At 43.9% G+C, this 25,247-nt stretch carries 15 protein-coding genes and 2 pseudogenes; 6 read left to right on the top strand and 11 right to left on the bottom strand.

Annotation, left to right across the window (positions count from 1 at the left end; all coding sequences use genetic code 11):
* Nucleotides 1-133: 133 nt before the first annotated feature.
* The gene (gene hsdR, locus OCV30_RS06625) at nt 134-3,697 is read right to left on the bottom strand and encodes a type I restriction-modification system endonuclease (RefSeq protein ID WP_065679461.1); all 3,564 of its coding nucleotides are present in this window, start codon (nt 3,695-3,697) and stop codon (nt 134-136) included.
* Nucleotides 3,698-4,315: 618 nt separating this feature from the next.
* Between hsdR and OCV30_RS06620 the strand changes: the two are divergent.
* Nucleotides 4,316-5,410 (top strand): annotated as a pseudogene (locus OCV30_RS06620) (DUF3103 domain-containing protein); the annotation flags it as partial.
* Between the two features lie 92 nt (nt 5,411-5,502).
* On the opposite strand, the gene OCV30_RS06615 reads toward OCV30_RS06620, so the two are convergent.
* The 3 genes from OCV30_RS06615 to OCV30_RS06605 all read right to left on the bottom strand — a co-directional run bounded on the left by OCV30_RS06615 (nt 5,503) and on the right by OCV30_RS06605 (nt 7,187).
* On the bottom strand, nt 5,503-5,820 hold the full coding sequence (locus OCV30_RS06615) for a Dabb family protein (RefSeq protein ID WP_065679464.1): 318 nt from the start codon (nt 5,818-5,820) through the stop codon (nt 5,503-5,505).
* A gap of 37 nt (nt 5,821-5,857) precedes the next feature.
* Nucleotides 5,858-6,619, bottom strand: a complete 762-nt coding sequence (locus OCV30_RS06610) for an IS5 family transposase (RefSeq protein WP_261879038.1) — start codon at nt 6,617-6,619, stop codon at nt 5,858-5,860.
* A 328-nt stretch (nt 6,620-6,947) separates the two neighbouring features.
* On the bottom strand, nt 6,948-7,187 hold the full coding sequence (locus OCV30_RS06605; RefSeq protein ID WP_065680286.1) for a VPA0252 family protein: 240 nt from the start codon (nt 7,185-7,187) through the stop codon (nt 6,948-6,950).
* A 232-nt stretch (nt 7,188-7,419) separates the two neighbouring features.
* Between OCV30_RS06605 and OCV30_RS06600 the strand changes: the two are divergent.
* The 3 genes and pseudogenes from OCV30_RS06600 to OCV30_RS06590 all read left to right on the top strand — a co-directional run.
* Nucleotides 7,420-7,851: pseudogene (locus tag OCV30_RS06600) on the top strand (LysR family transcriptional regulator); the annotation flags it as partial.
* 175 nt (nt 7,852-8,026) lie between these two features.
* Entirely contained in the window at nt 8,027-9,403 is a 1,377-nt protein-coding gene (locus tag OCV30_RS06595; protein ID WP_261879028.1) for an IS4 family transposase, read from the top strand.
* A 134-nt stretch (nt 9,404-9,537) separates the two neighbouring features.
* Nucleotides 9,538-10,914 (top strand): IS4 family transposase, encoded by a 1,377-nt coding sequence (locus OCV30_RS06590; protein ID WP_261879028.1) that lies wholly within the window; start codon nt 9,538-9,540, stop codon nt 10,912-10,914.
* Between the two features lie 77 nt (nt 10,915-10,991).
* On the opposite strand, the gene tnaA is transcribed toward OCV30_RS06590, so the two are convergent.
* From tnaA to OCV30_RS06575, 3 genes are all read right to left on the bottom strand, one after another.
* The gene (tnaA, locus tag OCV30_RS06585) at nt 10,992-12,464 is read right to left on the bottom strand and encodes a tryptophanase (protein ID WP_065679898.1); all 1,473 of its coding nucleotides are present in this window, start codon (nt 12,462-12,464) and stop codon (nt 10,992-10,994) included.
* Nucleotides 12,465-13,223: 759 nt separating this feature from the next.
* Nucleotides 13,224-14,924, bottom strand: a complete 1,701-nt coding sequence (locus tag OCV30_RS06580; RefSeq protein WP_065679899.1) for a GTPase family protein — start codon at nt 14,922-14,924, stop codon at nt 13,224-13,226.
* On the bottom strand, nt 14,911-16,023 hold the full coding sequence (locus OCV30_RS06575) for a YcjF family protein (protein ID WP_029225580.1): 1,113 nt from the start codon (nt 16,021-16,023) through the stop codon (nt 14,911-14,913). Before OCV30_RS06575 ends, OCV30_RS06580 begins: the two co-directional genes overlap by 14 nt.
* Nucleotides 16,024-16,272: 249 nt before the next feature.
* Here OCV30_RS06575 and OCV30_RS06570 point away from each other — a divergent pair, with 249 nt between their 5' ends.
* Nucleotides 16,273-16,797 carry a peptide-methionine (S)-S-oxide reductase gene (locus OCV30_RS06570; protein WP_065679900.1) on the top strand — a complete coding sequence of 175 codons (525 nt, stop codon included), beginning with the start codon at nt 16,273-16,275 and terminating at the stop codon, nt 16,795-16,797.
* A gap of 249 nt (nt 16,798-17,046) precedes the next feature.
* Here OCV30_RS06570 and OCV30_RS06565 read toward each other — a convergent pair whose 3' ends face one another.
* Nucleotides 17,047-18,819 carry a sodium:solute symporter family transporter gene (locus tag OCV30_RS06565; RefSeq protein WP_065679901.1) on the bottom strand — a complete coding sequence of 591 codons (1,773 nt, stop codon included), beginning with the start codon at nt 18,817-18,819 and terminating at the stop codon, nt 17,047-17,049.
* 1,373 nt (nt 18,820-20,192) lie between these two features.
* Between OCV30_RS06565 and OCV30_RS06560 the strand changes: the two genes are divergently transcribed.
* Entirely contained in the window at nt 20,193-20,927 is a 735-nt protein-coding gene (locus OCV30_RS06560; RefSeq protein ID WP_065679902.1) for an oligogalacturonate-specific porin KdgM family protein, read from the top strand.
* A gap of 99 nt (nt 20,928-21,026) precedes the next feature.
* Here the strand turns inward: OCV30_RS06560 and OCV30_RS06555 are convergent, their stop codons facing one another.
* The 3 genes from OCV30_RS06555 to OCV30_RS06545 all read right to left on the bottom strand — a co-directional run bounded on the left by OCV30_RS06555 (nt 21,027) and on the right by OCV30_RS06545 (nt 25,156).
* The gene (locus tag OCV30_RS06555; protein WP_261879033.1) at nt 21,027-22,403 is read right to left on the bottom strand and encodes an IS4 family transposase; all 1,377 of its coding nucleotides are present in this window, start codon (nt 22,401-22,403) and stop codon (nt 21,027-21,029) included.
* A 174-nt stretch (nt 22,404-22,577) separates the two neighbouring features.
* Nucleotides 22,578-23,294: a 3'-5' exonuclease gene (locus OCV30_RS06550; protein ID WP_009846527.1), complete on the bottom strand. Its 717-nt coding sequence runs from the start codon at nt 23,292-23,294 to the stop codon at nt 22,578-22,580.
* Entirely contained in the window at nt 23,294-25,156 is a 1,863-nt protein-coding gene (locus OCV30_RS06545; protein WP_065680253.1) for a DUF294 nucleotidyltransferase-like domain-containing protein, read from the bottom strand. Before OCV30_RS06545 ends, OCV30_RS06550 begins: the two co-directional genes overlap by 1 nt.
* Nucleotides 25,157-25,247: the final 91 nt, after the last annotated feature.

Raw genomic sequence — 25,247 nt, 5'->3', positions numbered from 1 at the left:
AATTGTCAAAGGCACCGACTAAAGATTCCAGACAGTTCATTCCTTATTTTTGGAATGACGATGCGGAGTGCACTTGTTAGTTCGCACACTCCTTACTGAGTGTGCACTTTACGTTTGGTTCGATTGTACTGAGTTACGCGGGCTCGTCCCACATAAACTCGTTGAATTGGGTGAGTATGCTGTCTAATTCATCATTGAAGACGTTCATAAGCTTACGTTTGCCACCTTTACGCTTGTAGTTGCCCGTTTTAAAGGTGTCATCGTCGAGTACTACTTTGTCTTTAATAGATGACGCTAGGCGATCGAGCCAATTTAGTTGCTCGTCACTCCACTCTTTTTGCGCTTTGATTTTATCTAACGCTAACTCCACTCGATCTTCGAATGGTAGTAATGCGTCACCAATCGCTGCTTGTCGAATATGGCCAATTAAGCGCGCTGCTACATCTTGGTTTTTGGTCTCTTTCCACGCTTTTTTAAGGGTGGGTTCATTGAAGTTTTGCGCATCGAACCACTCTTGTAGTTCTAGCAACCCTTTACGAGTTAAGTCCCTTGGGCGGTTGATGACCACATCTAACGCTTCTTGTTGGTTCGACGATTTGTCCACCAGCGCATCAAAAGCTTCTAAGAAATCTTGCGCGGTTTCATGCTCGCCATACACGGTTTCTACTCGCAGCAGTGAATCGTCCACATCGGTAAAGATTGGCATATCACGCAAGTCATTAATCTCTTGCTTTAGCTGCTCTAAACGGCCGACCATATTGGTGACTTTGTTGAACACTTCTGCCGACCATTTGGGGCCTTTTTGTTTGAGTGTTTTCGCAAGGCTAGCAAAGTTACAGCCTGCTGAGTCTTGGCAAATCTCGTCAAAGCGTTTGATTTGGCTGTCTATCTCGCGTGATTTAAGGCGGCTAAACTCCGCGTGGCTTGAGATACGTTGTAGCTTGGCAATCAACTGTTCGTGGCTGTGCTCTGCAAAGCTTCGACCATCCGCTTCCATCACTTTATAGGTTTCAGAATCCGTAATTTCGTTGACTAAGGTTTGCAGCTCTACTTTAGGGCGAACAACCACAGGGCGCATGGTATCGACACTTTGCAGCGTGGAATACAGATCAACCGCATCGAAAATTTTAAAAGCGGTTTTACCGACGGCTGGGCATAAACGCGTTGCACGGCCTTTCATCTGCTCATACAAGATACGGCTACGAACCTTACGCATGAACACCAAGTTACAAATGCTTGGTATGTCGATACCGGTTGTCAGTAGGTCCACCGTTACCACGATGTTAGGCAAACGCTCTTTGTTAAAGCGAGTGATCATAGATTGTACTTTGGTGGAATCTTTGTCTGAGTCGCCAGTAATTTTGATTATCGCATCGTGCTCTAGCTGCGGGTATTTGGCTTTAAATGCCGTGCGCAGCTCTTCGACCACTGAATCGGCATGGGTGTTGTTCACACAGAATACGAGCGTTTTTTGTGGGCTGGTTGGGTCGATATGATTAACCAGCTCTTCACACACCACTTTATTGAAGTTTGAGGCAATTAGAGCACGGTTGAAATCCGCGACTTCAAAGCCTTGCTCATCCTCTAACGTATCGTTGATTAACTCACCTTGGTTAGACAAACGCTGAACTTCGCTACCTTGAGATAAGTACAAACCTCCTTCACTTAATTTGGTGATAATGCGAATTGGCGGCTCTTGATCGGTTAAGTAACCGTCGACGACCGCTTTTCGGTAACCGTAACGATAAACGGGTGTTTTCTTCTCGCCGCCAAAAATATCAATGGTGTGCGATGCTGGCGTAGCCGTTAACGCAATTTTTACCGCGTCAAAATGATCGATAATACGGCGATACGAAGAGATAAAATCTTGGTCGCTTCTGAACTTCTCTTCGCCTTCGGTTTGTTCTTTATCAAGAATGTAACCACGGTGCGCTTCATCAATAATAATGCAGTCGTAACGCCCTACTGGCATCACTTCATCGCTTTGGAGTGTGCGCTTCACTAAAGACTGAACGGTGGCAACGTGGATCTTGGTGCTGTCTTCAGGAAAGCGATCGGTTAACCCTTTCACATTGAAAATTGAGTTAAAGGTATCCCCTTTTATGTTGGTGTCTTCAAACGAATCGAGCGCCTGCTTACCAAGAGAGGTGCGATCGACCAAAAACAGAACGCGCTTAAAACGTTGAGACTGAATAAGACGATACATCAAGGCAATCGCGGTACGCGTTTTACCTGTACCCGTCGCCATGGCTAACAAAATATCTTGCTGACCATTCACAATGGCTTGCTCGGTCGCTTGCACCGCTTCTTCTTGGTAGTAACGTAAGCCGAGTTCGCTCATTTCAGCATTTTTGGTAAACCAGTTGTTGGTTAGCTGGTCATCGCTTTCGAGTTTGGCCACTAACTCTTCAGGTCGGTGCCATTCTGGTAATGCTTTGGGCATATTGGTGGCATGACGAACATCGCGATACCAAATACCACTTTTGGTTTTCACTGCCGCTTTGTAGCTGCGCCCGTTAGCCGAAAAACAGAATGGGATTTTAAACGTTTGCTGTTGAAGCGCCGAGGAGCCGTTTGAGTCGCTCCACGTCAGCAAGTAAGTAGGAAAAGCGTCAGCCACTTGATCAAGTTCATCTTGGCCGTTCGCGGCTTGTTTTAATTCGGAACGTAGGAAGTCATTATCGAAGTATTTACTGTAACGGTAAGCTTCTGTCAGCTTCGCCGACACATCTTTGTTTTTCTTTTTCGCCTCAACCACGCCGATCGGTTTCAAACCAACAAACAACACGTAATCGGCAAAGCCTGTTTTACCTGTTTCGTCTTCGCCAGTTGGCCACTCTGCGATGGCGATATTACGACCCACTTCTGGCCTTGTGCCGTTGGCGAAGTTAAGGATTTTACTGTCTGCATCCCAACCCGCTTTGCGTAGCTGGTTATCGATCAGGTAGCGAGTTTCATCTTCACTTAAATCTAGAGAGCGCGACTTCGCCTCTTCGATGATCTGTTTCTTATACGCTTTACGTTCGACTTCTGTCTTCTTAGACAGCTCAGTTTCTTGTTCTTTAAGTTTTGCTTCTAGTGCGCTAATTCGTGCTTGAGACTGCTCGTGTGTTTCTTCTTGCTTACTTTCTAAAACGGAGATGTAGCCATTTAACGCCGTTAACTTAGACTGTTGCGCTTCCAGCTCTGCTTTCGATTGTTCTTTCGCTTGATTTTCACTTTGACGAGCTAACGCCAACTCGTGCTTTAGCGACAACACTTCTTGTTCAAACTGTTCACCGCTATCTGAGCTTGGCAAAACAAACGGAGGGACAGGAAAGTCGTATTTCTTAGTGACAAGTCGGTAATACCAAACCGCAACGCGGAAAGCGAAACGCAAACACATTTCCGCATCTTGTAGGTCGTCATGATATTCATGGACGGCTTGGTTGCCAATTTTGCGTAGCTTATGGAAGACATTGAGAATGCTGTCGTCGACAAAAGGGATTTTACCGAGTTCACGTAGCAGTTCGTGCTGGTTATCGGGCACGTTGATGTCTAACAGCTTGGCTAAATGTTTAGCGGTAGCTTCACCAAAGATACGCAATTTAACGAGCGTGGTGTTTGGGTCATCTGGATAGTTTTTTTCTGCTGCGCGAGCAATAGCGTACAAGAAATCGTTAACGCCCTTGAGGAATTCGAAGTTTGATTTTTGCATTAAATACCAACCGACTCGTCGTAATTTAAAATGTAATTTTTATTGAATAAACCGTATCTTACAATAAAACCTTCATATAACACGATGACATTGGTTGCTTTTAAACAATTGATTGCGATTAAACAAATGATTGCAGTTAAATAAGGGGGCGCGATTAAATAATTGCTCACTATTAAACCATTCGTTTCAACAGTATTCCCCACCACTCACATCAAGTCCCTCCTCACAAAGAACCTCCCGCACTGCTTAATTTCCCAAGACTTAAATGTGGTTGGTTAGTTATCTATCGAATCGGGGGGACTTAACCATGGACCCTGAAACCTGAACCAATAAAACTGAGCTACAAAACAAAACAAAAACCACTGATTAACTTCAAACTCATTCGGATTACTGATAGATTAGAGCTGTAGAGTAAAAACCCTATCAATATAAAAATTCGAATAAGGGTTATATATGAGACTATCTTTTTCTATCAGTATGGCGCTTGCAACGACAGTGGTTGGCTTCCAGTCTTATGCAAATAATATCGACACGGCAAAATCAATCTCTCCCGTAGATCCACTCTCTATTTCAGAGCTGCACTTTATTTCAGAGCCCACATCTATTACAAAGAGCAGTGCTGCGCAAAAACAATCTTTGGCTTTGCAAATCAGCGAGCGTTATTCCGACCTTGAGATCCAATTAAAAGATCAGATCACAGAGAAACACCCATCAACCTCACTCGACACACTTGGCGCTTCTCAAGCTTATTCTGCATTTTCTTACGAGATGGAAGAAGCTGACCTAAGCTATCGTAAAATGAAAGGTATTGAAGATTTTAGCGACTCTGTATTAGAGATTCGCATGGCTGATGAAGCGATGATCCAAGCGTGGAAAAATGGCGAGAACCCATTATTTGCATTCGAACCATCGGGCGATGATTCAAATTGGCAATACATTGAAGCGTATGATGTATACGGACAAGTTCATCAATTAGACGTGTACCAAATGCCTGACGTTCCTGTGTTTGTTGTGGACAGCAATGGTGCTGAAGAACTCAAAGCAGGCTTAATGGCGATGCAAGCTGAGATGCAAAAGCTAGGGACAACCACGCAAATCAATGCCGATACTGACAGTGATAGTCGTCAATTTAATAACAAAAACAATCACGCTAGAACTTTCGCTTTTGTCGACCAGTTTGAACCAAAACCGTTAAGCACAACTCAATTAACTCAGATTCGTTTGGAAGTAGACCAAGAACCTTGGATCTCAGGTAAAGCGGAAATCTACGCCATTGTGACAGGTGTCGATTCAAGTCGTTTAGAGCCACAAATTGATCTCGTTGATATGCCTTATCTCGATTACGACAAGCAAACATATTACCCAAATCAAACCGTCGTCTTTTGGCCTCGCTACCGTTGGGGTGCTGCGGACATGATTTTGATGGAGCAGGATGATGGTACTGACTATAAAGCGCTAGCAAAACTCTTGGTGCAAGCAGCAGAAGAGATACTCAAGATGATTCCAGACCCTGAAGCTCAGGGCTATGCAATCATTCCGCAAATCACAGGTAAGATTATCGATGTAATTCCTGACGGCGTATTAGTAAATGATGATGACTTCGTAGACGTGTACTACAACTTAATGCAAAACACGCCTTATGCAGACCGCCCAGGCGCTGGTGGAAATGCTGTTGCATCGTTTGCCCCTGTGACTATCTCGCCGACAGAGTAAGTCGTTTCTTATTCAGTTAGGGCTTAATCGCTAGGCCCTAACTCTTCATTATCGAAGCTAAGTAAAACACAAGAGACCTACTCAGAACCTAATTACAGGGAGTAATCAAACACAATGATGTCTTCTAAAAGCGGACGAAACACATCTTTCAGCGCGTCATGCTCTGGGTGCGGAAGGTAGTTTTGACGCCCCGCTTCATCTGCGAACGTCATTAAAACGGAATGGGTATAACCTTGATTCTTGTTTTCTGGGCTGTCATTCAAGCCCCACTCTACCGAGTCAACACCTTCCACCTTACTGGGCATCGTTTCAAACAGTCCTTTCAGTTTCTCTATTTCAGAAGCTTCAGCATCTTGTTTAAACTTAATCAGTAAAATATGACGAATCATTCCCGTTTCTTTTCGATTCATTCCTAGGGCGTGTTGATCTTTGCTGTACATTTCGCGTTCAACAATACATCGGTAGCCACATTAACATGAATGCCAGCGATAACATGCTGGCATAATTCCTTTCTAGCTTGTCATATCTACTTGAAATAGCTCGATAATGCTTAATTCTCCCAAAGGCATTTTCGACCAAGTGACGATACTTGTATAGACACCAATCCATACTGTCTTTGTCTATATCTTGTCCGTAATTGCGTTTAGCAATTACCGTTTCTCCGCCACGTTCCTTAACAAAAGTACGGAAAGGTTCGCTGTCATGTCCTTTATCACAAACGATGGTATTAACTTCATCGAGTTGCTCAACTAAGCTTTCAGCATGCACTATATCGTGGCGTTGTCCCTCTGATAAATCAAAGCAAATCGGCAGGCCACCACTATCTACGGCTAAGTGAATTTTGGTTGAGTTGCCCCCGCGACTTTTTCCTATTTGCTCTGAACTTTCAGTAGCTGCACCTGTACTATGCTGATGTGCTCTAACTATAGAGCCATCAAGAAATACCCATTCAAAATCAGCCATGCTAGATAAGCTTTTGAAAAGATTATCTAAAATCCCTTTCTTTGACCAAAGATTAAATCGTCTGTAAACGGTACTCCACTCTTTGAACTCAGAGGGTAGATCTCGCCAAGGAATACCTGTTCTCATTCGATAAAGTATTCCTTCAAATGTCATTCGATGTTCAGTTTTATCGTAAATACGACCTGTACTTTTCATAACTTGGAGTAGCAGTTCCCAGCGAATATCAGTTAGCATTGTTCTTGGCATGGTATTGGTTATGGTTTTACTTTTGGCGAAGCAAATTATAACTCTTTACCATGCTGTTCAAAAAACACTCACGAAAGATCAACACGCCCTAGTCCTTTTCGAGTTTTCGTTTGCTCGTGTGTCATGCTGAGCCCACACTTCGTCACGAATTAAAGTTAATAGGAAGACAAAATGCCACACGTTACACAACATGCCAAGGCTAGATCGCTAGAGTTTATAAAATACTCCACAACCCAATAACGAAAAATGCTGCACCCGAGGGCGCAGCATTTTCATAATTATGTACTGGGTGTTCAAGCCCATCCCGATCGTAAGCACGATGTGAGCGTTAGTCACGACGACCTGTAAGCTGGATCGTTTGGTCTTGATCAACGTTCTTTTGGAATTGGATTCCGCCGTTAGACGCTTCATTTCTTCCTTCAAGTGTTAAGTCAGATTCAACACGCTCAGCCTTTACTTGATTACCTTCACTTCTCGTCATATCGAGAGTACTCGCATAAGTACCGTCAGCCGCGAAAGCTGTGTTCATTGATAGAGCCATCAATCCAAGTGCGATTAACTTGTTCATACATCACCTCGTTGTATTTTTAATTCTTTGTTCGTTTGGTATCTGTGTTTTTGTTGGAGTAACTTTAACAATCGAACATGAACCATTCGAGGAAAATCAAGGGATTAGCGAAGTTCTGACGCTGTGCTGTCTTATCCGTTTTGTACTGCCATTATGATATTAGAGTCACATATTTTCTGTACGCCAACCGCACAGAGATTGCTGCCTATAAAAGGAATCATTTGGAGAAAATGTGGACATCAATCTAGATATTCAAAATATCCTCGTCATCAAGCGTATGTATGAACTTCGCAATGTTGGACTGGTGGCGGAGTCGCTAGGAAAAACCTCTGGGGCGATCAGCAAGAACCTCTCGAAGTTAAAGTTGCAGCTCGACGATCCACTGTTCATTCAAACCAAAAACGGTTTTGAACCCACGACTTTTGTTGAAACCAACATCGAAAATTTTGAGCAGATACTCAGCAGTATCGAAGCCATAAAGCATCAAGTATTTTCGCCAGAGACTTACCAAGGCAATATCAAAATCTATGCGAATACGCTATTTTGGGAGCGCTTTGGCTCGAAACTCTACTTTGCTTTGAGTAAACAAGCGCCGCACGCAAACTATTCATTTGTTCGATGGGGAAGCAATGTTAAGAACCGATTGATTAACGGGTTAAGAGCTTAAAAGCGTAAAGGCTTAGCTGCTTAACGACATAACTCCCCTATCATCCAATAAAGAAAAGGCTCCCGAGGGCTGTCTCTTATACACAAATCCCTAAGCCACGCTTGGGGATTTTTTTTGAACTATTTTTAGGTTTCATGATCTGATCATCTAAGCAATGACAAGGATGATTATCATGACCTATATAGAGCCAACCCTTTGGGCACAAAAACAGTTCGGTCAAGCCCACCTTAATGACCCTAGACGCACTCAAAGACTCGTTGCTCTCGCAGCCTCACTGGCCGAGCAACCTGGCGTACCCGTCTCGAAACTCATTATCTCCCCTGCTGAAATGGAAGGGGCTTATCGCTTCATCCGTAATGAGCAAATCAAAGCAGAAGATATCGCAGAAGCGGGTTTTTATGTCACTGCACAAGAAGCATTAGAGCAACAGACACTTCTTGCCTTAGAAGACACCACTTCTCTCAGTTACTCCCATCGCAGCATTCGAGATGAACTCGGGCACTCCAATCAAGGTAATCGACATCGCGCCATGTTCGTACACTCAACCTTACTTTTTGCTCCCGACACTCAATCTGTTATTGGTTTAATTGAACAACAGCGCTGGACTCGTGATATAGAAAAGCGAGGTCAAAGGCACCAGCATGCGACTCGACCATACAAAGAGAAAGAAAGTTATAAGTGGGAACAAGCCTCTCGCCATGTCGCTGAGCGACTTGGCGATAAAATTTCGGATGTCATTTCTGTGTGCGATAGAGAAGCCGACCTATTTGAATACCTCACTTACAAGCGAGAGCAACAACAAAGGTTCCTCGTTCGCTCAATGCAAAGCCGCTGTATTGAAGAGCATGATAATCGTCTTTATAGCTATGCCTCTACCCTGTTATCAGCCGGAGAGAAAGTGCTCGAAATACCGCAAAAAGGCGGTCGTAAAGCTCGCAAGGCTCATTTAGATATCAAATATGCCCCCGTGACACTCAAGTCTCCTGCTAACAAGAAAGAGTTCGATAACATTCCGCTTTACTACGTGGGATGTATAGAACAAGGAGAGAGTGGTAATAAGCTCGCATGGCACTTACTGACTTCAGAGCCGATAACGAGCAAGGAAGAGGCACTCAAAATCGTCAGTTATTATGAGCGGCGCTGGCTAATAGAAGATTTTCATAAAGTCTGGAAAAGTGAAGGGACTGAAGTTGAGCAACTGAGAATGCAAAGTAAGGATAACTTAGAAAGGCTCAGCGTCGTTTTGGCTTTTATCGCGACTCGGTTACTCCAATTGAGGTTTATGAATGAATCAGACGAGTTATCTAAGACCAGTTGTGAGCAGGTATTAAAAGGCAAAGCGTGGAAGTTAATGTGGCTCAAGTTGGAGAGCAAAAAACTACCGAAAGAAGCGCCTAATATATCATGGGCTTACAACGGTATTGCTCGGTTAGGTGGTTGGAAGAATACCAAGCGAACAGGTCGCGCTTCTATAAAGACGTTATGGCAAGGATGGCTTAGGTTACAAACCATCCTTGAAGGGTATGAACTCGCTAAGTCTCTTGATTAACCAGACTTGTGATCAAGAGACAGCCCGAGGGCTGTCTCTTATACACAAATCCCTAAGCCACGCTTGGGGATTTTTTTTGAACTATTTTTAGGTTTCATGATCTGATCATCTAAGCAATGACAAGGATGATTATCATGACCTATATAGAGCCAACCCTTTGGGCACAAAAACAGTTCGGTCAAGCCCACCTTAATGACCCTAGACGCACTCAAAGACTCGTTGCTCTCGCAGCCTCACTGGCCGAGCAACCTGGCGTACCCGTCTCGAAACTCATTATCTCCCCTGCTGAAATGGAAGGGGCTTATCGCTTCATCCGTAATGAGCAAATCAAAGCAGAAGATATCGCAGAAGCGGGTTTTTATGTCACTGCACAAGAAGCATTAGAGCAACAGACACTTCTTGCCTTAGAAGACACCACTTCTCTCAGTTACTCCCATCGCAGCATTCGAGATGAACTCGGGCACTCCAATCAAGGTAATCGACATCGCGCCATGTTCGTACACTCAACCTTACTTTTTGCTCCCGACACTCAATCTGTTATTGGTTTAATTGAACAACAGCGCTGGACTCGTGATATAGAAAAGCGAGGTCAAAGGCACCAGCATGCGACTCGACCATACAAAGAGAAAGAAAGTTATAAGTGGGAACAAGCCTCTCGCCATGTCGCTGAGCGACTTGGCGATAAAATTTCGGATGTCATTTCTGTGTGCGATAGAGAAGCCGACCTATTTGAATACCTCACTTACAAGCGAGAGCAACAACAAAGGTTCCTCGTTCGCTCAATGCAAAGCCGCTGTATTGAAGAGCATGATAATCGTCTTTATAGCTATGCCTCTACCCTGTTATCAGCCGGAGAGAAAGTGCTCGAAATACCGCAAAAAGGCGGTCGTAAAGCTCGCAAGGCTCATTTAGATATCAAATATGCCCCCGTGACACTCAAGTCTCCTGCTAACAAGAAAGAGTTCGATAACATTCCGCTTTACTACGTGGGATGTATAGAACAAGGAGAGAGTGGTAATAAGCTCGCATGGCACTTACTGACTTCAGAGCCGATAACGAGCAAGGAAGAGGCACTCAAAATCGTCAGTTATTATGAGCGGCGCTGGCTAATAGAAGATTTTCATAAAGTCTGGAAAAGTGAAGGGACTGAAGTTGAGCAACTGAGAATGCAAAGTAAGGATAACTTAGAAAGGCTCAGCGTCGTTTTGGCTTTTATCGCGACTCGGTTACTCCAATTGAGGTTTATGAATGAATCAGACGAGTTATCTAAGACCAGTTGTGAGCAGGTATTAAAAGGCAAAGCGTGGAAGTTAATGTGGCTCAAGTTGGAGAGCAAAAAACTACCGAAAGAAGCGCCTAATATATCATGGGCTTACAACGGTATTGCTCGGTTAGGTGGTTGGAAGAATACCAAGCGAACAGGTCGCGCTTCTATAAAGACGTTATGGCAAGGATGGCTTAGGTTACAAACCATCCTTGAAGGGTATGAACTCGCTAAGTCTCTTGATTAACCAGACTTGTGATCAAGAGACAGGCCCGAGGGAGCCTTTGATTAGGGTTCTAGTGACTATTCGCTTATGTTTTTATTTTAAAATGCTTCTTCGAGCGTTTGTTCGTTCTTTTTTTCGGTTTGTTTTTCAACGGTTTCAACCTCTTTCAAGCGCGCAGTGAAGTGTCTTAACACCGGCGGTTCGTAGGTAAAATCGAGCCCTTTCACTTGTCCTGCATTCTCTTTCACTTTTTCGAATGCTTCGATAATGAAGTCCATGTGTGTTTGTGTGTAGGTCGCGCGAGGAATGGTAAGGCGCAACAACTCAGCAGGACATGGGTGTTGTTCACCGGTTGCTGGGTCGCGACCTTGCAGCAATGAGCCAATCTCAACCGCTCTGATACCCGCGACTTTGTACAACTCGCACGCCAAAGCATGTGCTGGGAACTGACCTGCTGGAATGTGTGGAAGTAGTTTACCCGCATCCACAAACGCAGCGTGACCACCTGCTTGTTGGCACACGATACCTATCGCTTCTAAACCATCGACTAAGTACTGAACCTGACCAATACGGTACTCTAACCAATCTTGGCGCATGCCGTCATAAAGGCCAACCGCAAGACGCTCCATTGCGCCACCTTCTAAACCACCATAGGTTGGGAAGCCTTCTTGCACCACACATAAGGTTCGACACTCTGTGTACACATCCATGAAAGAGTCGTCTTTAAAGCACAGCAAGCCGCCCATTTGTACCATGGCATCTTTCTTGGCAGACATGGCTAAGCCATCCGCGTATTTGTAAGACTCACGCGTGATCTGTTCGATTGTCCAATCTTGATAACCCACTTCTCGTTGCTGAATGAAGTAAGCATTTTCAGCGTAGCGTGCCGAGTCCATGATCACAGGAATATCGTACTTCTGAGCGATTTCATAAACGGCTTTTAGGTTGGCGATAGACACTGGCTGTCCACCAGCAGAGTTACAAGTAATGGTGCTCACAATGTAAGGAACATTTGCCACTCCCGCTTCTAAGATTGCTTCTTCCAGCTTCACCACATCGAAGTTGCCTTTGAAATCCGCGTTCACTGAGGTATCAAACGCTTCTTTGGTATAAACGTTTTTCGCCACACAGCAATTCACTTGGGTGTGACCTTGTGTTGTATCGAAGAAGTAGTTCGACAAGGCGACCATTTTGCTGCGATCAAGCCCTTTCTCCATTTCGCGCTTTTTGATAAGAACCGGAATGTAGATCTGCTCTGCACCGCGTCCTTGGTGTGTTGGAATCGTCAACTCGTAACCGAAGATATCCTTAACCGCGTTCGACAATGCGTAGTAACTGCGACTACCACTGTACGCTTCATCCCCCATTAACATCGCGGCTTGCATACGTTGGGTGATAGATCCGGTTCCGCTGTCTGTCAGTAAGTCGATAAACACATCATCACTATCCAGTAAGAATGGGTTCATGCCCGCTTCAACAATGGCTTGCTCACGATATGCAGAGGTTGTTCTTTTTACTGGTTCTACAACACGAATACGAAACGGTTCTGGTAGATGTTTGAAGTTTTCCATAATAGTACCTTTCTATACATTCCAATCAGGTCGAAATCTATTTTCTTTAGATGTCACGAATCCTCACCATTAATTTAATAGCTCCGCATAAGGATAGACGGAAATTAACAATGAAAATAAACAAGTTAAATAATTAGTTATTAATCGAACCTAAACAGAGGCTGAGATAATTAGCGATAACGACAAAACAACGAATATTCTGCACGAAATAATAAGTGCGCCATTCATGCGTTCAAAGGTTATCAAAGCTGCTGATAGGTAAACAAAGCATGCTGCTTTGCTGGCGCGTGACGCCTAGAGGGTACTACTCTGAAGAAAGGCGGAACGAGAGCTGGTGATCTAAGGTATACCAAGCTAACAAGGTTAGCCATGTTGTTGATTGCCATTTCAGATACATATTCACAATATATCCCTACGTTGAAATCAAGATGATCCGAAATTTAAATATAGTGCAATTGTTTTATAAATAAAGCTTAGAGAAGTATAAATGTGATCAATATTTAGAATGGTAATTAAATACGATAGCGTGTTATATAAACTGTGAATCACAGCCATTTATATACTATTAAACTAGTTCAGAGAGTTACTTAATAATATCGAATCTCTTTTAAACTCAATACCTCTCTAATTAGGGGCGAAGATGGCTGTTTTCTAAAAAGCTATCTTCTAGAAATCTACTGAGCTAAAAAGCCTAACTATAGAAAAGATAAGTTCTGATGAGGCTCAAACCTCACCAGAACCGTATTCGCAATGAATAACTTACTTTTTCTTCACGACTTGTTTGATGGCCATTTCAGCCAGTTTTGGCGTCGCTGCTTTCAATGCACTGGGGGCAACCTTCTTACCCGCCTTGACCGCTTTATTCAGTTGGCCTTTAACCGACGTGCCTCTTTTCATGGCTTCTAAACGTTGGCGATTTCTCTGAACGTTATTTGCGTCAGCGATACGCTCGATCAACGTCTGCCTTAAAGTATCTAAACCAAACTGTACCTTTTCTGGCGCAATCGCCAGCGGTAACACGATATCGGTTTGCAGCAATATATGATTGTATTCGAGCGCTTGAGCAATGATCTTCGCTTTGGTCGATGTTGGATTCTCTAAGTCATACGGCGGCTGCCAATCGTCTACAGGCTTTAATCTGTCTACCTGATTCACAACCGACACCACAATCGGCTTCTTGCGTGAGATGTTCTTAGGATCGTCATAGAAAGCATCAAATCTATCTTTCAATTGCTTATCCAAATCACGCGCAGATTGATTGGCTTTAAGCACCCATAACACCACATCGGCTTGGGTCATCTCTTTCAGCATTAAGGCTTCGGTTTTAGGATTGCCATCAAGCCCCTGAAGATCAACCACGCGAACATCATTGTCGTCGACAAACGCGTTGTAAACCGTTGAAGTGTCGGTTGATGGCAGTACATCCACTTCAGCTACCAACTCTTGCTTAAGCGCATTGATAAGCGAAGATTTGCCAGAGCTGGTTTGCCCCACCAGCACGATTCGCACAGGCTCTAATTCAGGAGCAAAGCGTTGTTCGTCGAGTTCAAACACATCGGACGCTTTAAGTGCTTCATCTTCAATGCTGAAACGTCCGCTATAGAGATCAATCGCCACCGCCGCAACTTCATCTAATAAGGCTTGTTTAGCGGCGTATTGCATGTCATCAACCACACCTCTTGTCATCGATGCGGTCGCTTGTTCTCGACCCAAATCGGAAATCACTTTTAGTGGGTTCAAATAGAGGTTTTTAAGGTGATTCCCCCAAATAGCGGCCTTAACGATCTTCTGCCCTAGCTCGCCATATTTATCATAGGCTTCGTAGCCCGCTTTGATGTAAGAAACCTTTAGATACTCAATGCCGGGTATATGCTCTCGCACTACCAGTTTGTAGCGTCGGCTGACCTCTTCGAAGAGTTTTAGCCCTTCAGGAATCGAGAAATCGAGCGATTTCTTATCAAACTTTTTCGCCACAAACTCAAGTACTTCTAAACCGGTTTGGTCTAGGTTGCCCCACTCTATGTCGACCATTAATTGTTGGCGTACATGGTGTTTTGAATCATTCCAGATCGACAGTTCTTTTTTAGACCAATCAGTCGAAGCCTTAACCAATGCATCGTTGATATCAGCTTTGTTATGTTGTGAATCAGATTCAGAACTTCCCTCGCCAAGGCCGTCGCTCTCTTTATTTGAGAAGGGCTCCGTACTTGAAGATCGGCGTGAAGAGCGGCTTGAAGAATCGCGTGAAGAACGGCTAGAAATGAATAAAGGAATGGTGAACACCAAGGTACTCACGGCAATGGCAATCGACATTTCGAGTAGGTAACCGTATTTGATCGCCAAGAAGACACCAAAACCCATCATGATAATGCTTGGGAAGATAGCCGAAATCAGGGCAATGCCCCAACGGCCGCTCGATAACACCGCCAGTAATCGAAATAGGTTTCTAATTTTCTTCATAACCCGACGCCGCCTTTCCTTTTTTCAGGGATTCTTTGTAGATCTTCTGCATCTCTTGCTCAGACACTTCTTCGCCTTTGTTCTTATGATAGAAGTAAAAACAAGCCGCGCGACCTAAACCATAAGAGGTACCGAAACTCATTGCCGCTGCAGCCACCGCCCCTACCGTTTGACCATAAACTGGAATCAGCTTTATCAACTGTCGAGTGCCCAGCTTCATTCCGTATTGCAACGCAAAGCTACTTCCCAAAGTGCCTATCAATTCACTGAAGACTCTCTTGTTCCATTCGACACCATATTGATTCGCCAAACTATGTAGCATTTTCGCTTGAATCGCAGGTACCGACACCAAACCAACACCCGGAATCAAGTCACTGGCGGCGGCACTTCCTGCGTACCAAAGCACTTCATTTTCTACTTGATCAAAGTTGGCTTCTTCTTGCGTGGAATGCTCTTTGTCTTGCACCATCATTCCAATAACAGGAAGAATACTGGTTAGCTTTTCTAACAAGATGTCATAGTTGTAAATTGAACCACTGTTATTGCTCGAGTCATCCGTTTCGAAATCGACCGCTACCGATTCAAACTCTTTACCCCAAGCCTTCTCTACTTGGTTGGTGTTGAACTGAACCTGCCTTGCTCGATCTGTTTCACCGGAAGACAACACTGCAGTATGAACAAGCAGCAAGTGTTTAATCTTCTTCTGTTTCTTAATCTGCTTTAGAGCCGCAAGCACTGAGGATTGTTCAGGTTCGTCGGCTTTCATTACAACGACTAACGCATTACCTGCCTGACCAATCTCTTCCAGATCCTCTTTCGCATCGTAATTCGCTTCGCTTAGTCCTCTGGTATCGAGAAAGCGCATCACCGGTTTGTCTTGTGGGAATTCATAAGACATCGCCGTCATGGTACAAGGCGCAAAACCATTGCCGACTTCAACAGAGGAGTCCCCCGTGACCGCTTGAATAAACGATGACTTGCCCGCCCCCGTTTTTCCCAATAGCCACAATGTCGGCAGATGCTGACGCTGGTATTCATGGGCCTGAGTAAGATCTGGGTTCTTGCTCGGATTAATGAAGTCTTTTATTTGGTCAAACATGTTTAGAGTAACGCTCACTTGATGTTGAGATTCGAGTTGATGACAAAGCAATACTGACTTATATAATCACAAATCATATTAAACTTATGTTTGTTCAGTCGCACAGGTTTACAATGCCTAAACGCTTGTTTTTATTTGCGCGCTCATTTTTATAGACGCTTTTTTATACGTGCGGGTATCATCGTATTGATTCACGCATCGAACAGACATAAGCAAACATCGACAAACACAGAGAAGTAAAAGGTAAGTATGGAACAAATTTATTTAGCTGGCGGTTGCTTATGGGGCGTACAGGAATTTATTAAGTACGTTCCTGGTGTTATCTGCACAGAAGCAGGTCGTGCCAATGGAAGCGCCCAGCTAACAGAAAACGGGACGACACAATGCGATAGCACGCAATGCAATGGCACACAAAGCGATTACGATGGCTACGCAGAGTGCGTACAAATAGAGTTTGATCCAAGTATCACGTCAGTAACGATTCTGATGGAACACTTGTTTGAGATTATCGACCCTTACAGCGTCAATAAACAAGGTGTCGATGTGGGAGAGAAGTACCGCACAGGCGTTTACAGCACTAACGCAGAACACTTAACCGAAGCTAAGCACTATATTTCTTCAAGAGATGATGCCGACCGTATCGCACTCGAGATATTGCCGTTAACTCACTATGTCGCGAGTGATGATATCCACCAGCATCACCTAAGCCAGTTCCCTGAAGATCACCACTTGTGCCATATCCCTTGGGATCTGCTGCATAAGTACAAATCCTAGACTTAAACGTTACGCCTTGAGCCTTGAGCCTTGAGCCTTGAGCCTAGAAACAGAACACTAAAAAGCCCCAATAAGCATTTACCTATTGGGGCTTTTTAAATTATTTCAGTATGAGCTAAAGCCAGAAAGCTTATTGAGTGATTTTCAAAAGCTCTCCGTACATATCACATTAAACTTTGGCAGTTCAAACGAACGGCTACCGCAATCGGTAGCAGCTGTAAAAAGTTATAGTTTTTGATTTAAAAGGAATTAGCCTTCGGCTGGCGTCACTTCGTCTTGTTGCTCGACTTTGTCATCGACCGCTTTAACAAGTAACAGGCCGACAGAGAACACAATCAAACCACACAGAACGAATACCATGCGTCCCCACATTGGGTTTGGCAGTACAAACATAGTCATTACGCCCACACCCGCTACCGCGATAAGTGAACCCAACATACGACGTTGCTTGTTATCCAGTTTCTTCTGTTCATTACTCTCAGCAACTAACGGTGTCGCTAGGTTATTGAAGAACTTGTCGACGTCTTTCTCACGGTGTTCCGGTAATGGCTTGTAGAACAGTGTTGAAAGAACGAAGAAGCCAGCAGTAAATACGATGTGACCGATAAGGCCGATAGCCACTTTCAGGTCAGCCCACTCACGGCCAGTTAGTTCGTTTAGACCGAACCAGTTTTGAATCATGTCCGCTGTGATAACGAAACCAACGAAGTAAGAAACCACACCACCGACTACTAGCGTACCCCAACCTGCCCAATCCGGTGTTTTACGGATGAAGAAGCCACAGAATGCTGGAATCGTCATTGGGAAGCCGATCAATGCGCCCACGTACATCATGGTGTCGAAAAGGCTCAGACCTTTAAGAGAGTTGATGAACAGAGCAACCAAGATGATCGCGATACCGAAGAAAGTAGACGTTAGCTTAGAAACAACCATTAGCTCTTTCTCTGTCGCTTTAGGACGAAGAATCGGCTCGTAGAAGTTCTTAACAAAAATACCTGAGTTACGGTTTAGACCAGAGTCCATTGAAGACATAGTCGCAGCAAACATCGCGGCAATCAGAAGGCCAACCATACCTGCAGGCATGTATTCTTGAACAAAGTAAAGGTAAGCGAAGTCAGCGGCTTTGCTGCCAGCTTCTGGGTAAGCTGCTGCTAAATCAACACCTTGACCTGCCATGAACCAAGAAGGCATGAACCAGATGATTGGACCAAGCGTCATTAGTACACAAGCAAGCAGTGCCGCTTTACGTGCGTTGTTTGAGTCTTTCGCTGCAAGGTAACGGTAAGAGTTCAGCATGTTATTGGTGATACTGAACTGCTTCAAGAAGATGAACACCGCCCAGATGCTGAAAATGCTTAAGTAGTTAAGGTTATCACCCGTAATAAATGAATCGGTTGGGAAATCATTGATGATTTGCGTGACACCGCCACCGTGGTAGACCGCTACTACAGCACACGTTACCGTTACCGCCATGATGATAACCATCTGCATAAAGTCAGAGGCGACAACCGCCCAAGAGCCGCCTGTTACTGACATTACCAGTACAACCAGACCCGTTAGGACAATCGTCGTTGTCATATCAAAGCCGAAGATACCCGATGCGATGATCGCAAGGCCGTTCAACCAGATACCAGCAGAGATAACGCTGTTTGGCATGCCAGACCAAGTAAATACTTGCTCATTCACCTTACCAAAACGCATACGAATCGCTTCAATTACCGTCACAACGCGCAGTTGGCGGAACTTCGGAGCGAAGTAAAGGTAGTTCATTAGGTAACCGAATGCGTTCGCGATGAAGATAATCGCTACGGCAAAACCATCGGTAAAAGCTTTACCTGCTGCACCTGTAAATGTCCAAGCACTGAACTGGGTCATAAATGCGGTTGCACCTACCATCCACCACAGCATATTACCTCCCCCACGGAAGTAATCACTTGTCGTACTTGTAAACGTTCGGAACATCCACCCTATCGCAATTAAGAATAGGAAGTAGATGCCAACTATCAGGGTATTGAGTTCCATCTTGAGACCTTTTTATTTATGTTTTTTTGTTAAGGTCACTATAGATAGATGGCAACTATATTTGTACTACAATAATTTAAATACGTGACAGTGATCTTACAGTCCAGCACTCAAATAATCATACAAGTGATCGAGTTCAAATTTGCAACAACAGTCAACACGATGCATCAAACTTACACCTCCCAAACGTTAATTTTCAGTTCAAACATCAAAGACAAGAACCATAAAACACTAAGATACTGATAGATAAGAAAATAAACACAAAGGACAAATAACTAACATAGATGCCAACGTCATATACGATCCATCTACAAGGTAAATGGATAGAGAAACTCCATTTACCAACAAAGTGAAAGTGTTTATTTTGTATGATTACTAGAATCTACAACTAAATAAAAAACCGAACCGCTCCGAAGTTCCGCAACTTGGCACCTCAATAATGAAAACTTGAAAACCACTAATAAAAGCTGACAGTCTTTCACGGAAGTGAAATGCTTTTAACACACCGATTACACTTTCCCCGTCCATTAAAAATGGTGCAACTGCAGTAGCGGGTCAAACGGATTTACTTGAACGTGCGGTGAGCAACCGAAAAGCTTAATCGTTAATCGTCTTGATAGATGCCCCAGATAACCCTCAACTCAAATTTCAGACAAAAAAACGCTCATGTTGCCTGTATCAACATGAGCGCAAGGGCAGATCTTCACTACCATGTCCTACCTTTCTAAACGAAAGCAGAAGTTATAATTAAAATAGTTGGGAGCAATAATTAAGGTGTCACCTAAAACACCTTAATCATTTTTTTTAACATAGACTGAAGACTGACAGCCTTCTCCACCTCTAGCTTACTGTCCCCAAAACAGATAAAGCCCACATGTTTCAATTCATTCAAAAATTCACATCGTCGATGGTTCATCCGACAGCATTAGACAACCTGCCCTCATACCAATCTCAAATTCAAGATCAGCTTTGTCGCTCAGCCATCATAGTGATCTTATTCACCCACCACCCGAACGCCAAAGAATAATAATGTATTACAAATAAAATCTACAGTGAAACATTACTATTTTTGCTATAGCGCACATTACAGAAAGAAGCCCCAACAAATAAATTAATATTTATTCTTTTAAAACAATGGATTACTTAATCATATCAATTTGTAACGATCTGTGTAAATGAGATTTATGATAACAACAAGATCTAATTCACAGATCGACCTTCACATTACCTATAGCATATTTGTATTATTTTAACGCAAACAGGACTCGGCGAATTCAACAGATTCAAAAAGACTGTTGCATTAATCAAACGAATTACCCTATTTGGCTCGAACTTGAGGCCAATACTCAACCTATAAATATGGAATTAATACCATGAATAAAACTAAAATCGTGATTGCTGTGGCATCTGTACTCGCTGCTGGCTCTGTATGTGCGGCGTCTTTCGATATGAGACACGAATACAAGAGTCATACAGATCAACATGCTACTCGTGTAAAACTGGGCGATAGCATTGGCAACTTCCTTGTCGATATCGAAGCGAAATTCAAGGGAGAAGACGGCGAGTTTATGGAAGATTTGAAGAATAATGGTTGGGAACTTGGTCTTAATTATCGCCATGTGCTTAACGATAACTGGACGATGACTTACGGTATGCCAATAGAAGGTCGCGAGTCTGGTGTCACATACAAACCTCAAGTTCGCGCGACATACAGTGTCGACAGCATTGACGGTTTAAGCCTAAGTGCACGTTACCGTTACGATATGAGACAGAACACAAAATCAATTGCAACTGACTCAGACGGCAAACCAATCTTAGATAACGGCTACTTAACTTATCAAAACGATGAAAACCAACGTCGCCATCGCTTAACAGCAAACATCAACTACTCAATGGAGAACTGGCGTTTCGGTTTTGAAGGTAACTACTACAAAGCAGATGATTACAACATCTACGACAACGATGATACAAACTACGAGTTAAATGCAAGTATTCGCCACATTATGGGTCAATGGGCACCATATGTAGAGTTTGGTGATGTGAGTACTTCATCGACTAAAGCGACTCGTGAACTGCGTAGCCGTGTTGGTCTAACTTACAGCTTCTAATCGATAGCTATATAAATAATCTAAGATAATTACTGTCCTAATTTTCTAAGACCTAAACAAAAGCCAGCTTAATCGCCTGTCTCTTGATCACAAGTCTGGTTAATCAAGAGACTTAGCGAGTTCATACCCTTCAAGGATGGTTTGTAACCTAAGCCATCCTTGCCATAACGCCTTTATAGAAGCGCGACCTGTTCGCTTGGTATTCTTCCAGCCACCTAACCGAGCAATACCGTTGTAAGCCCATGATATATTAGGCGCTTCTTTCGGTAGTTTTTTGCTCTCCAACTTGAGCCACATTAACTTCCACGCTTTGCCTTTTAATACCTGCTCACAACTGCTCTTAGATAACTCGTCTGATTCATTCATAAACCTCAACTGGAGTAACCGAGTCGCGATAAAAGCCAAAACGACGCTGAGCCTTTCTAAGTTATCCTTACTTTGCATTCTCAGTTGCTCAACTTCAGTCCCTTCACTTTTCCAGACTTTATGAAAATCTTCTATTAGCCAGCGCCGCTCATAATAACTGACGATTTTGAGTGCCTCTTCCTTGCTCGTTATCGGCTCTGAAGTCAGTAAGTGCCATGCGAGCTTATTACCACTCTCTCCTTGTTCTATACATCCCACGTAGTAAAGCGGAATGTTATCGAACTCTTTCTTGTTAGCAGGAGACTTGAGTGTCACGGGGGCATATTTGATATCTAAATGAGCCTTGCGAGCTTTACGACCGCCTTTTTGCGGTATTTCGAGCACTTTCTCTCCGGCTGATAACAGGGTAGAGGCATAGCTATAAAGACGATTATCATGCTCTTCAATACAGCGGCTTTGCATTGAGCGAACGAGGAACCTTTGTTGTTGCTCTCGCTTGTAAGTGAGGTATTCAAATAGGTCGGCTTCTCTATCGCACACAGAAATGACATCCGAAATTTTATCGCCAAGTCGCTCAGCGACATGGCGAGAGGCTTGTTCCCACTTATAACTTTCTTTCTCTTTGTATGGTCGAGTCGCATGCTGGTGCCTTTGACCTCGCTTTTCTATATCACGAGTCCAGCGCTGTTGTTCAATTAAACCAATAACAGATTGAGTGTCGGGAGCAAAAAGTAAGGTTGAGTGTACGAACATGGCGCGATGTCGATTACCTTGATTGGAGTGCCCGAGTTCATCTCGAATGCTGCGATGGGAGTAACTGAGAGAAGTGGTGTCTTCTAAGGCAAGAAGTGTCTGTTGCTCTAATGCTTCTTGTGCAGTGACATAAAAACCCGCTTCTGCGATATCTTCTGCTTTGATTTGCTCATTACGGATGAAGCGATAAGCCCCTTCCATTTCAGCAGGGGAGATAATGAGTTTCGAGACGGGTACGCCAGGTTGCTCGGCCAGTGAGGCTGCGAGAGCAACGAGTCTTTGAGTGCGTCTAGGGTCATTAAGGTGGGCTTGACCGAACTGTTTTTGTGCCCAAAGGGTTGGCTCTATATAGGTCATGATAATCATCCTTGTCATTGCTTAGATGATCAGATCATGAAACCTAAAAATAGTTCAAAAAAAATCCCCAAGCGTGGCTTAGGGATTTGTGTATAAGAGACAGGCTTAATCGCTGGCTTTTCTTCTTTTAAATCAGGTCATTCAACAATGATTCGCTTACAGGAAGATACAACCCTAACGGCTGATCCGATATAAAAAGGAAAGTGTCACTTCATCATTAGGCACGACTCGCTTCTGCTGAGCCAAAAACAATTCCGCTGTCGAAACGGCATCGGCTAATGCATTGTGGCTGTTGTACTCAGGAAGCCCATACCTGTCTCGCGTACCCGCTAGAGTTAAATCCACCTCTTCATGGTTACTGATCGCTTTCTCCATGCTCTTCTCAATACATAGTGTATCTAGCCAAAGTAAAGGCAACTGCCTTAAGCCATAGCATCTTAATAGATACTGGCTAATGAACTTCTCTTCGACCACACAAGCGTGCGCGACGATGATCTTACCTTTTGCGGCTTCGAAAAACGTCAGCATAGCATCATGAATTGAAGCGCCCTCTTCCAGCATTTGTGGTGTGATGTGGTTGATAACTGCAGTTTCAGCATTGATCTGCGAATCGTTATCCAGATAAATATGCTTGGCGGACGCTAAGTCTATTCGCCCCTTGACCACATCGACCCAACCCATAGATAGAATAAGGTCTTGCTCGCTGTCTAAGCCTGTAGTTTCAAGATCTAAAACGATATATTCGCTATCTTTGGCCAAGTCCGTCATCTCTGGGCAAGGTTGATCCACAAGAGCATGTAACGCCTCTGGCAGCTTAACCGTATTCAAATATTGCTTTCGTGTGCGCTTAATTTTCTCAAGAGGATGAAAGTAATTTAAAAACGATTTCATTAGCGTGCTCCGAAACGGATTTTCGCGGCTTCTTGAAGGTCAGCAATGATCCTAAAGGCATCTTTCAAGTGTTTACGCTCAAAGCTACCAAAGCTATCTGGGTTGATGTTGTTGTCAGGCACATCCCCGTTCTTCAGCGCTTCAAGTTGATGACCAAATCGGAAAGAGAGAATGAACTGGTAAGCGCCCAGAATGTTCTTGAATGCGTCGTCGCTCAGCATGCCTTTTTCATTGGCAGCTGCGAAACGTTCATCAGTGGCCGACAAATCACATTCCACCGCTAATCCGTAAATACGCGCAAGATCGATAATCAAGTTAATGGCGTACTTCTTCACATTGAGTGTTTTCTTGTTCTCACCCGATTTCTCTAGAACCAAACTATTGAAAATACCCAATGGCGGGTTGGTGTTTACCGCATCTTTCACTAGTGTGCTTAAAAACTCACGGTTACTGCGAATGTTAGAATGCAGCTCATCACGAAGAATACCTTCGAACTCACTGTTGCCATAGATAGTACGGATCTCTAGGAACACACTGATGTTGAGTAGGCGTTCATACTCAGGGTTAGCCACCCACTTCTTGTAGTAGTGCTTCCAAACGCTGAGTGGCTGACACCATTTTGGCGTCGCAGCCATGAATTTACCCGGACACAATGGATAATCACAACTCGCTAATCCGTTAGTCACCATCATCGCTAAATGTTTGAAGTAAATACGGTCACTGTCTGTCGCATCGTCAGAGAGTACAATAGCACTATCTTGATCCGACAGCATATGAACTTCATTACGAGCGTGCGAGCCCGCAACAATCCAAGAAAAATCACAAGGTGGTGGGCCTAACTTATCAATCGCTATCTGAATCAATCGGCGTGTGTAGGCGTCCATAATCATGGTCATGACCTTACCTACGGTTTCCGGTGCAACCTTGCCTTCCACCAGCGCTTCAAAAATAGCTTGTCGCTCTGGGGTAAACGAAGACATGGTTTTCACACTGCCCGCGTATTTGATTTTCTCGATTAAGAAGATCGCTTGGACACGGTGGTTTTGAACTAAGTGAGACGTAGTGAGAAGACCAACGACCTTATTCTCTTTCACAACGGGCAAGTTACGGATGTTGAATTGCATCATGATAGACGCAGCATGCAGCACCAGATCATCCGGTTTTACCGTCAGTGGAGAATGCGTCATCACCTCGGAGATCAGGCTATCAGTGCTGACACCGTGGGCGATCACTCGCTTAGTCATGTCACGGTCAGTAATCAAACCAACAATGGTTTCACCCTCATAGATCACGGCACATGGCGAGCGTTGATGAAGCATTTCAACCGCGACCGACTGAATAGTTTGTTCAGACTTAACGATAGCCACCTGCCCGCTTGCCACTTCTTCAACCTTACGAATGAACAAGCCTTTTTCTTTATTTGACCACACAACATCAAGTGCCGACTTCAACCGAACCTGCGCCTGTGATGCAAAGTGTTCTGCGCAGCTTGGGAATGCCTTGAACAACGCTTGAAGCGCCGAATGTGGAATCACATAAAGTAAGCTATTTTCGATTGCGATCGCTCTGTAGCCTTTCTCGTCATTAACTTCAGAATCTAAGAACGTAAAGCCGAACAAGTCTTCACTGCCTAAACGAGCACGAAGTACACCGTCTGACTTTCTTTGCTCCATAGAACCGGTTCGGATGATGTAAAGCGACTTTTCTTTACCCGACTCACATAGATCAACCACATCCCCCTTGCCGAGATAAGTGATCTGAACATTGGAGGCAAGTTCACGAAGTGCTTGTTTAGGGATCTTATCGAAAGGATCTATCTGACCGATAAATTGAAGAATATTTGGCAAAAGAGATTGAGGCATAACCATACTCGCATTTGTTTGATTAGTATTATTATATAATTAATATATCGAGTTGCGAGTTGATTTTTAGGTTGAATAGCAGAATTGATCA

The sequence above is a fragment of the Vibrio atlanticus genome, assembly GCF_024347315.1.
Lineage (GTDB): Bacteria > Pseudomonadota > Gammaproteobacteria > Enterobacterales > Vibrionaceae > Vibrio > Vibrio atlanticus.
The sequence above is the reverse complement of the archived record's forward strand: the minus strand, read 5'-3'. Positions and strand labels throughout refer to the sequence as shown.

Bases quoted from the DNA above. Each gene is read 5' to 3' on its own strand.
- tnaA (WP_065679898.1), bottom strand. From the start codon at position 12,464: ATGGAAAACTTCAAACATCTACCAGAACCGTTTCGTATTCGTGTTGTA.
- OCV30_RS06575 (WP_029225580.1), bottom strand. From the start codon at position 16,023: ATGTTTGACCAAATAAAAGACTTCATTAATCCGAGCAAGAACCCAGAT.
- hsdR (WP_065679461.1), bottom strand. From the start codon at position 3,697: ATGCAAAAATCAAACTTCGAATTCCTCAAGGGCGTTAACGATTTCTTG.
- OCV30_RS06565 (WP_065679901.1), bottom strand. From the start codon at position 18,819: ATGGAACTCAATACCCTGATAGTTGGCATCTACTTCCTATTCTTAATT.
- OCV30_RS06610 (WP_261879038.1), bottom strand. From the start codon at position 6,619: ATGCCAAGAACAATGCTAACTGATATTCGCTGGGAACTGCTACTCCAA.
- OCV30_RS06550 (WP_009846527.1), bottom strand. From the start codon at position 23,294: ATGAAATCGTTTTTAAATTACTTTCATCCTCTTGAGAAAATTAAGCGC.
- OCV30_RS06615 (WP_065679464.1), bottom strand. From the start codon at position 5,820: ATGAATCGAAAAGAAACGGGAATGATTCGTCATATTTTACTGATTAAG.
- OCV30_RS06605 (WP_065680286.1), bottom strand. From the start codon at position 7,187: ATGAACAAGTTAATCGCACTTGGATTGATGGCTCTATCAATGAACACA.
- OCV30_RS06590 (WP_261879028.1), top strand. From the start codon at position 9,538: ATGACCTATATAGAGCCAACCCTTTGGGCACAAAAACAGTTCGGTCAA.
- OCV30_RS06555 (WP_261879033.1), bottom strand. From the start codon at position 22,403: ATGACCTATATAGAGCCAACCCTTTGGGCACAAAAACAGTTCGGTCAA.
- OCV30_RS06580 (WP_065679899.1), bottom strand. From the start codon at position 14,924: ATGAAGAAAATTAGAAACCTATTTCGATTACTGGCGGTGTTATCGAGC.
- OCV30_RS06570 (WP_065679900.1), top strand. From the start codon at position 16,273: ATGGAACAAATTTATTTAGCTGGCGGTTGCTTATGGGGCGTACAGGAA.
- OCV30_RS06545 (WP_065680253.1), bottom strand. From the start codon at position 25,156: ATGCCTCAATCTCTTTTGCCAAATATTCTTCAATTTATCGGTCAGATA.
- OCV30_RS06595 (WP_261879028.1), top strand. From the start codon at position 8,027: ATGACCTATATAGAGCCAACCCTTTGGGCACAAAAACAGTTCGGTCAA.
- OCV30_RS06560 (WP_065679902.1), top strand. From the start codon at position 20,193: ATGAATAAAACTAAAATCGTGATTGCTGTGGCATCTGTACTCGCTGCT.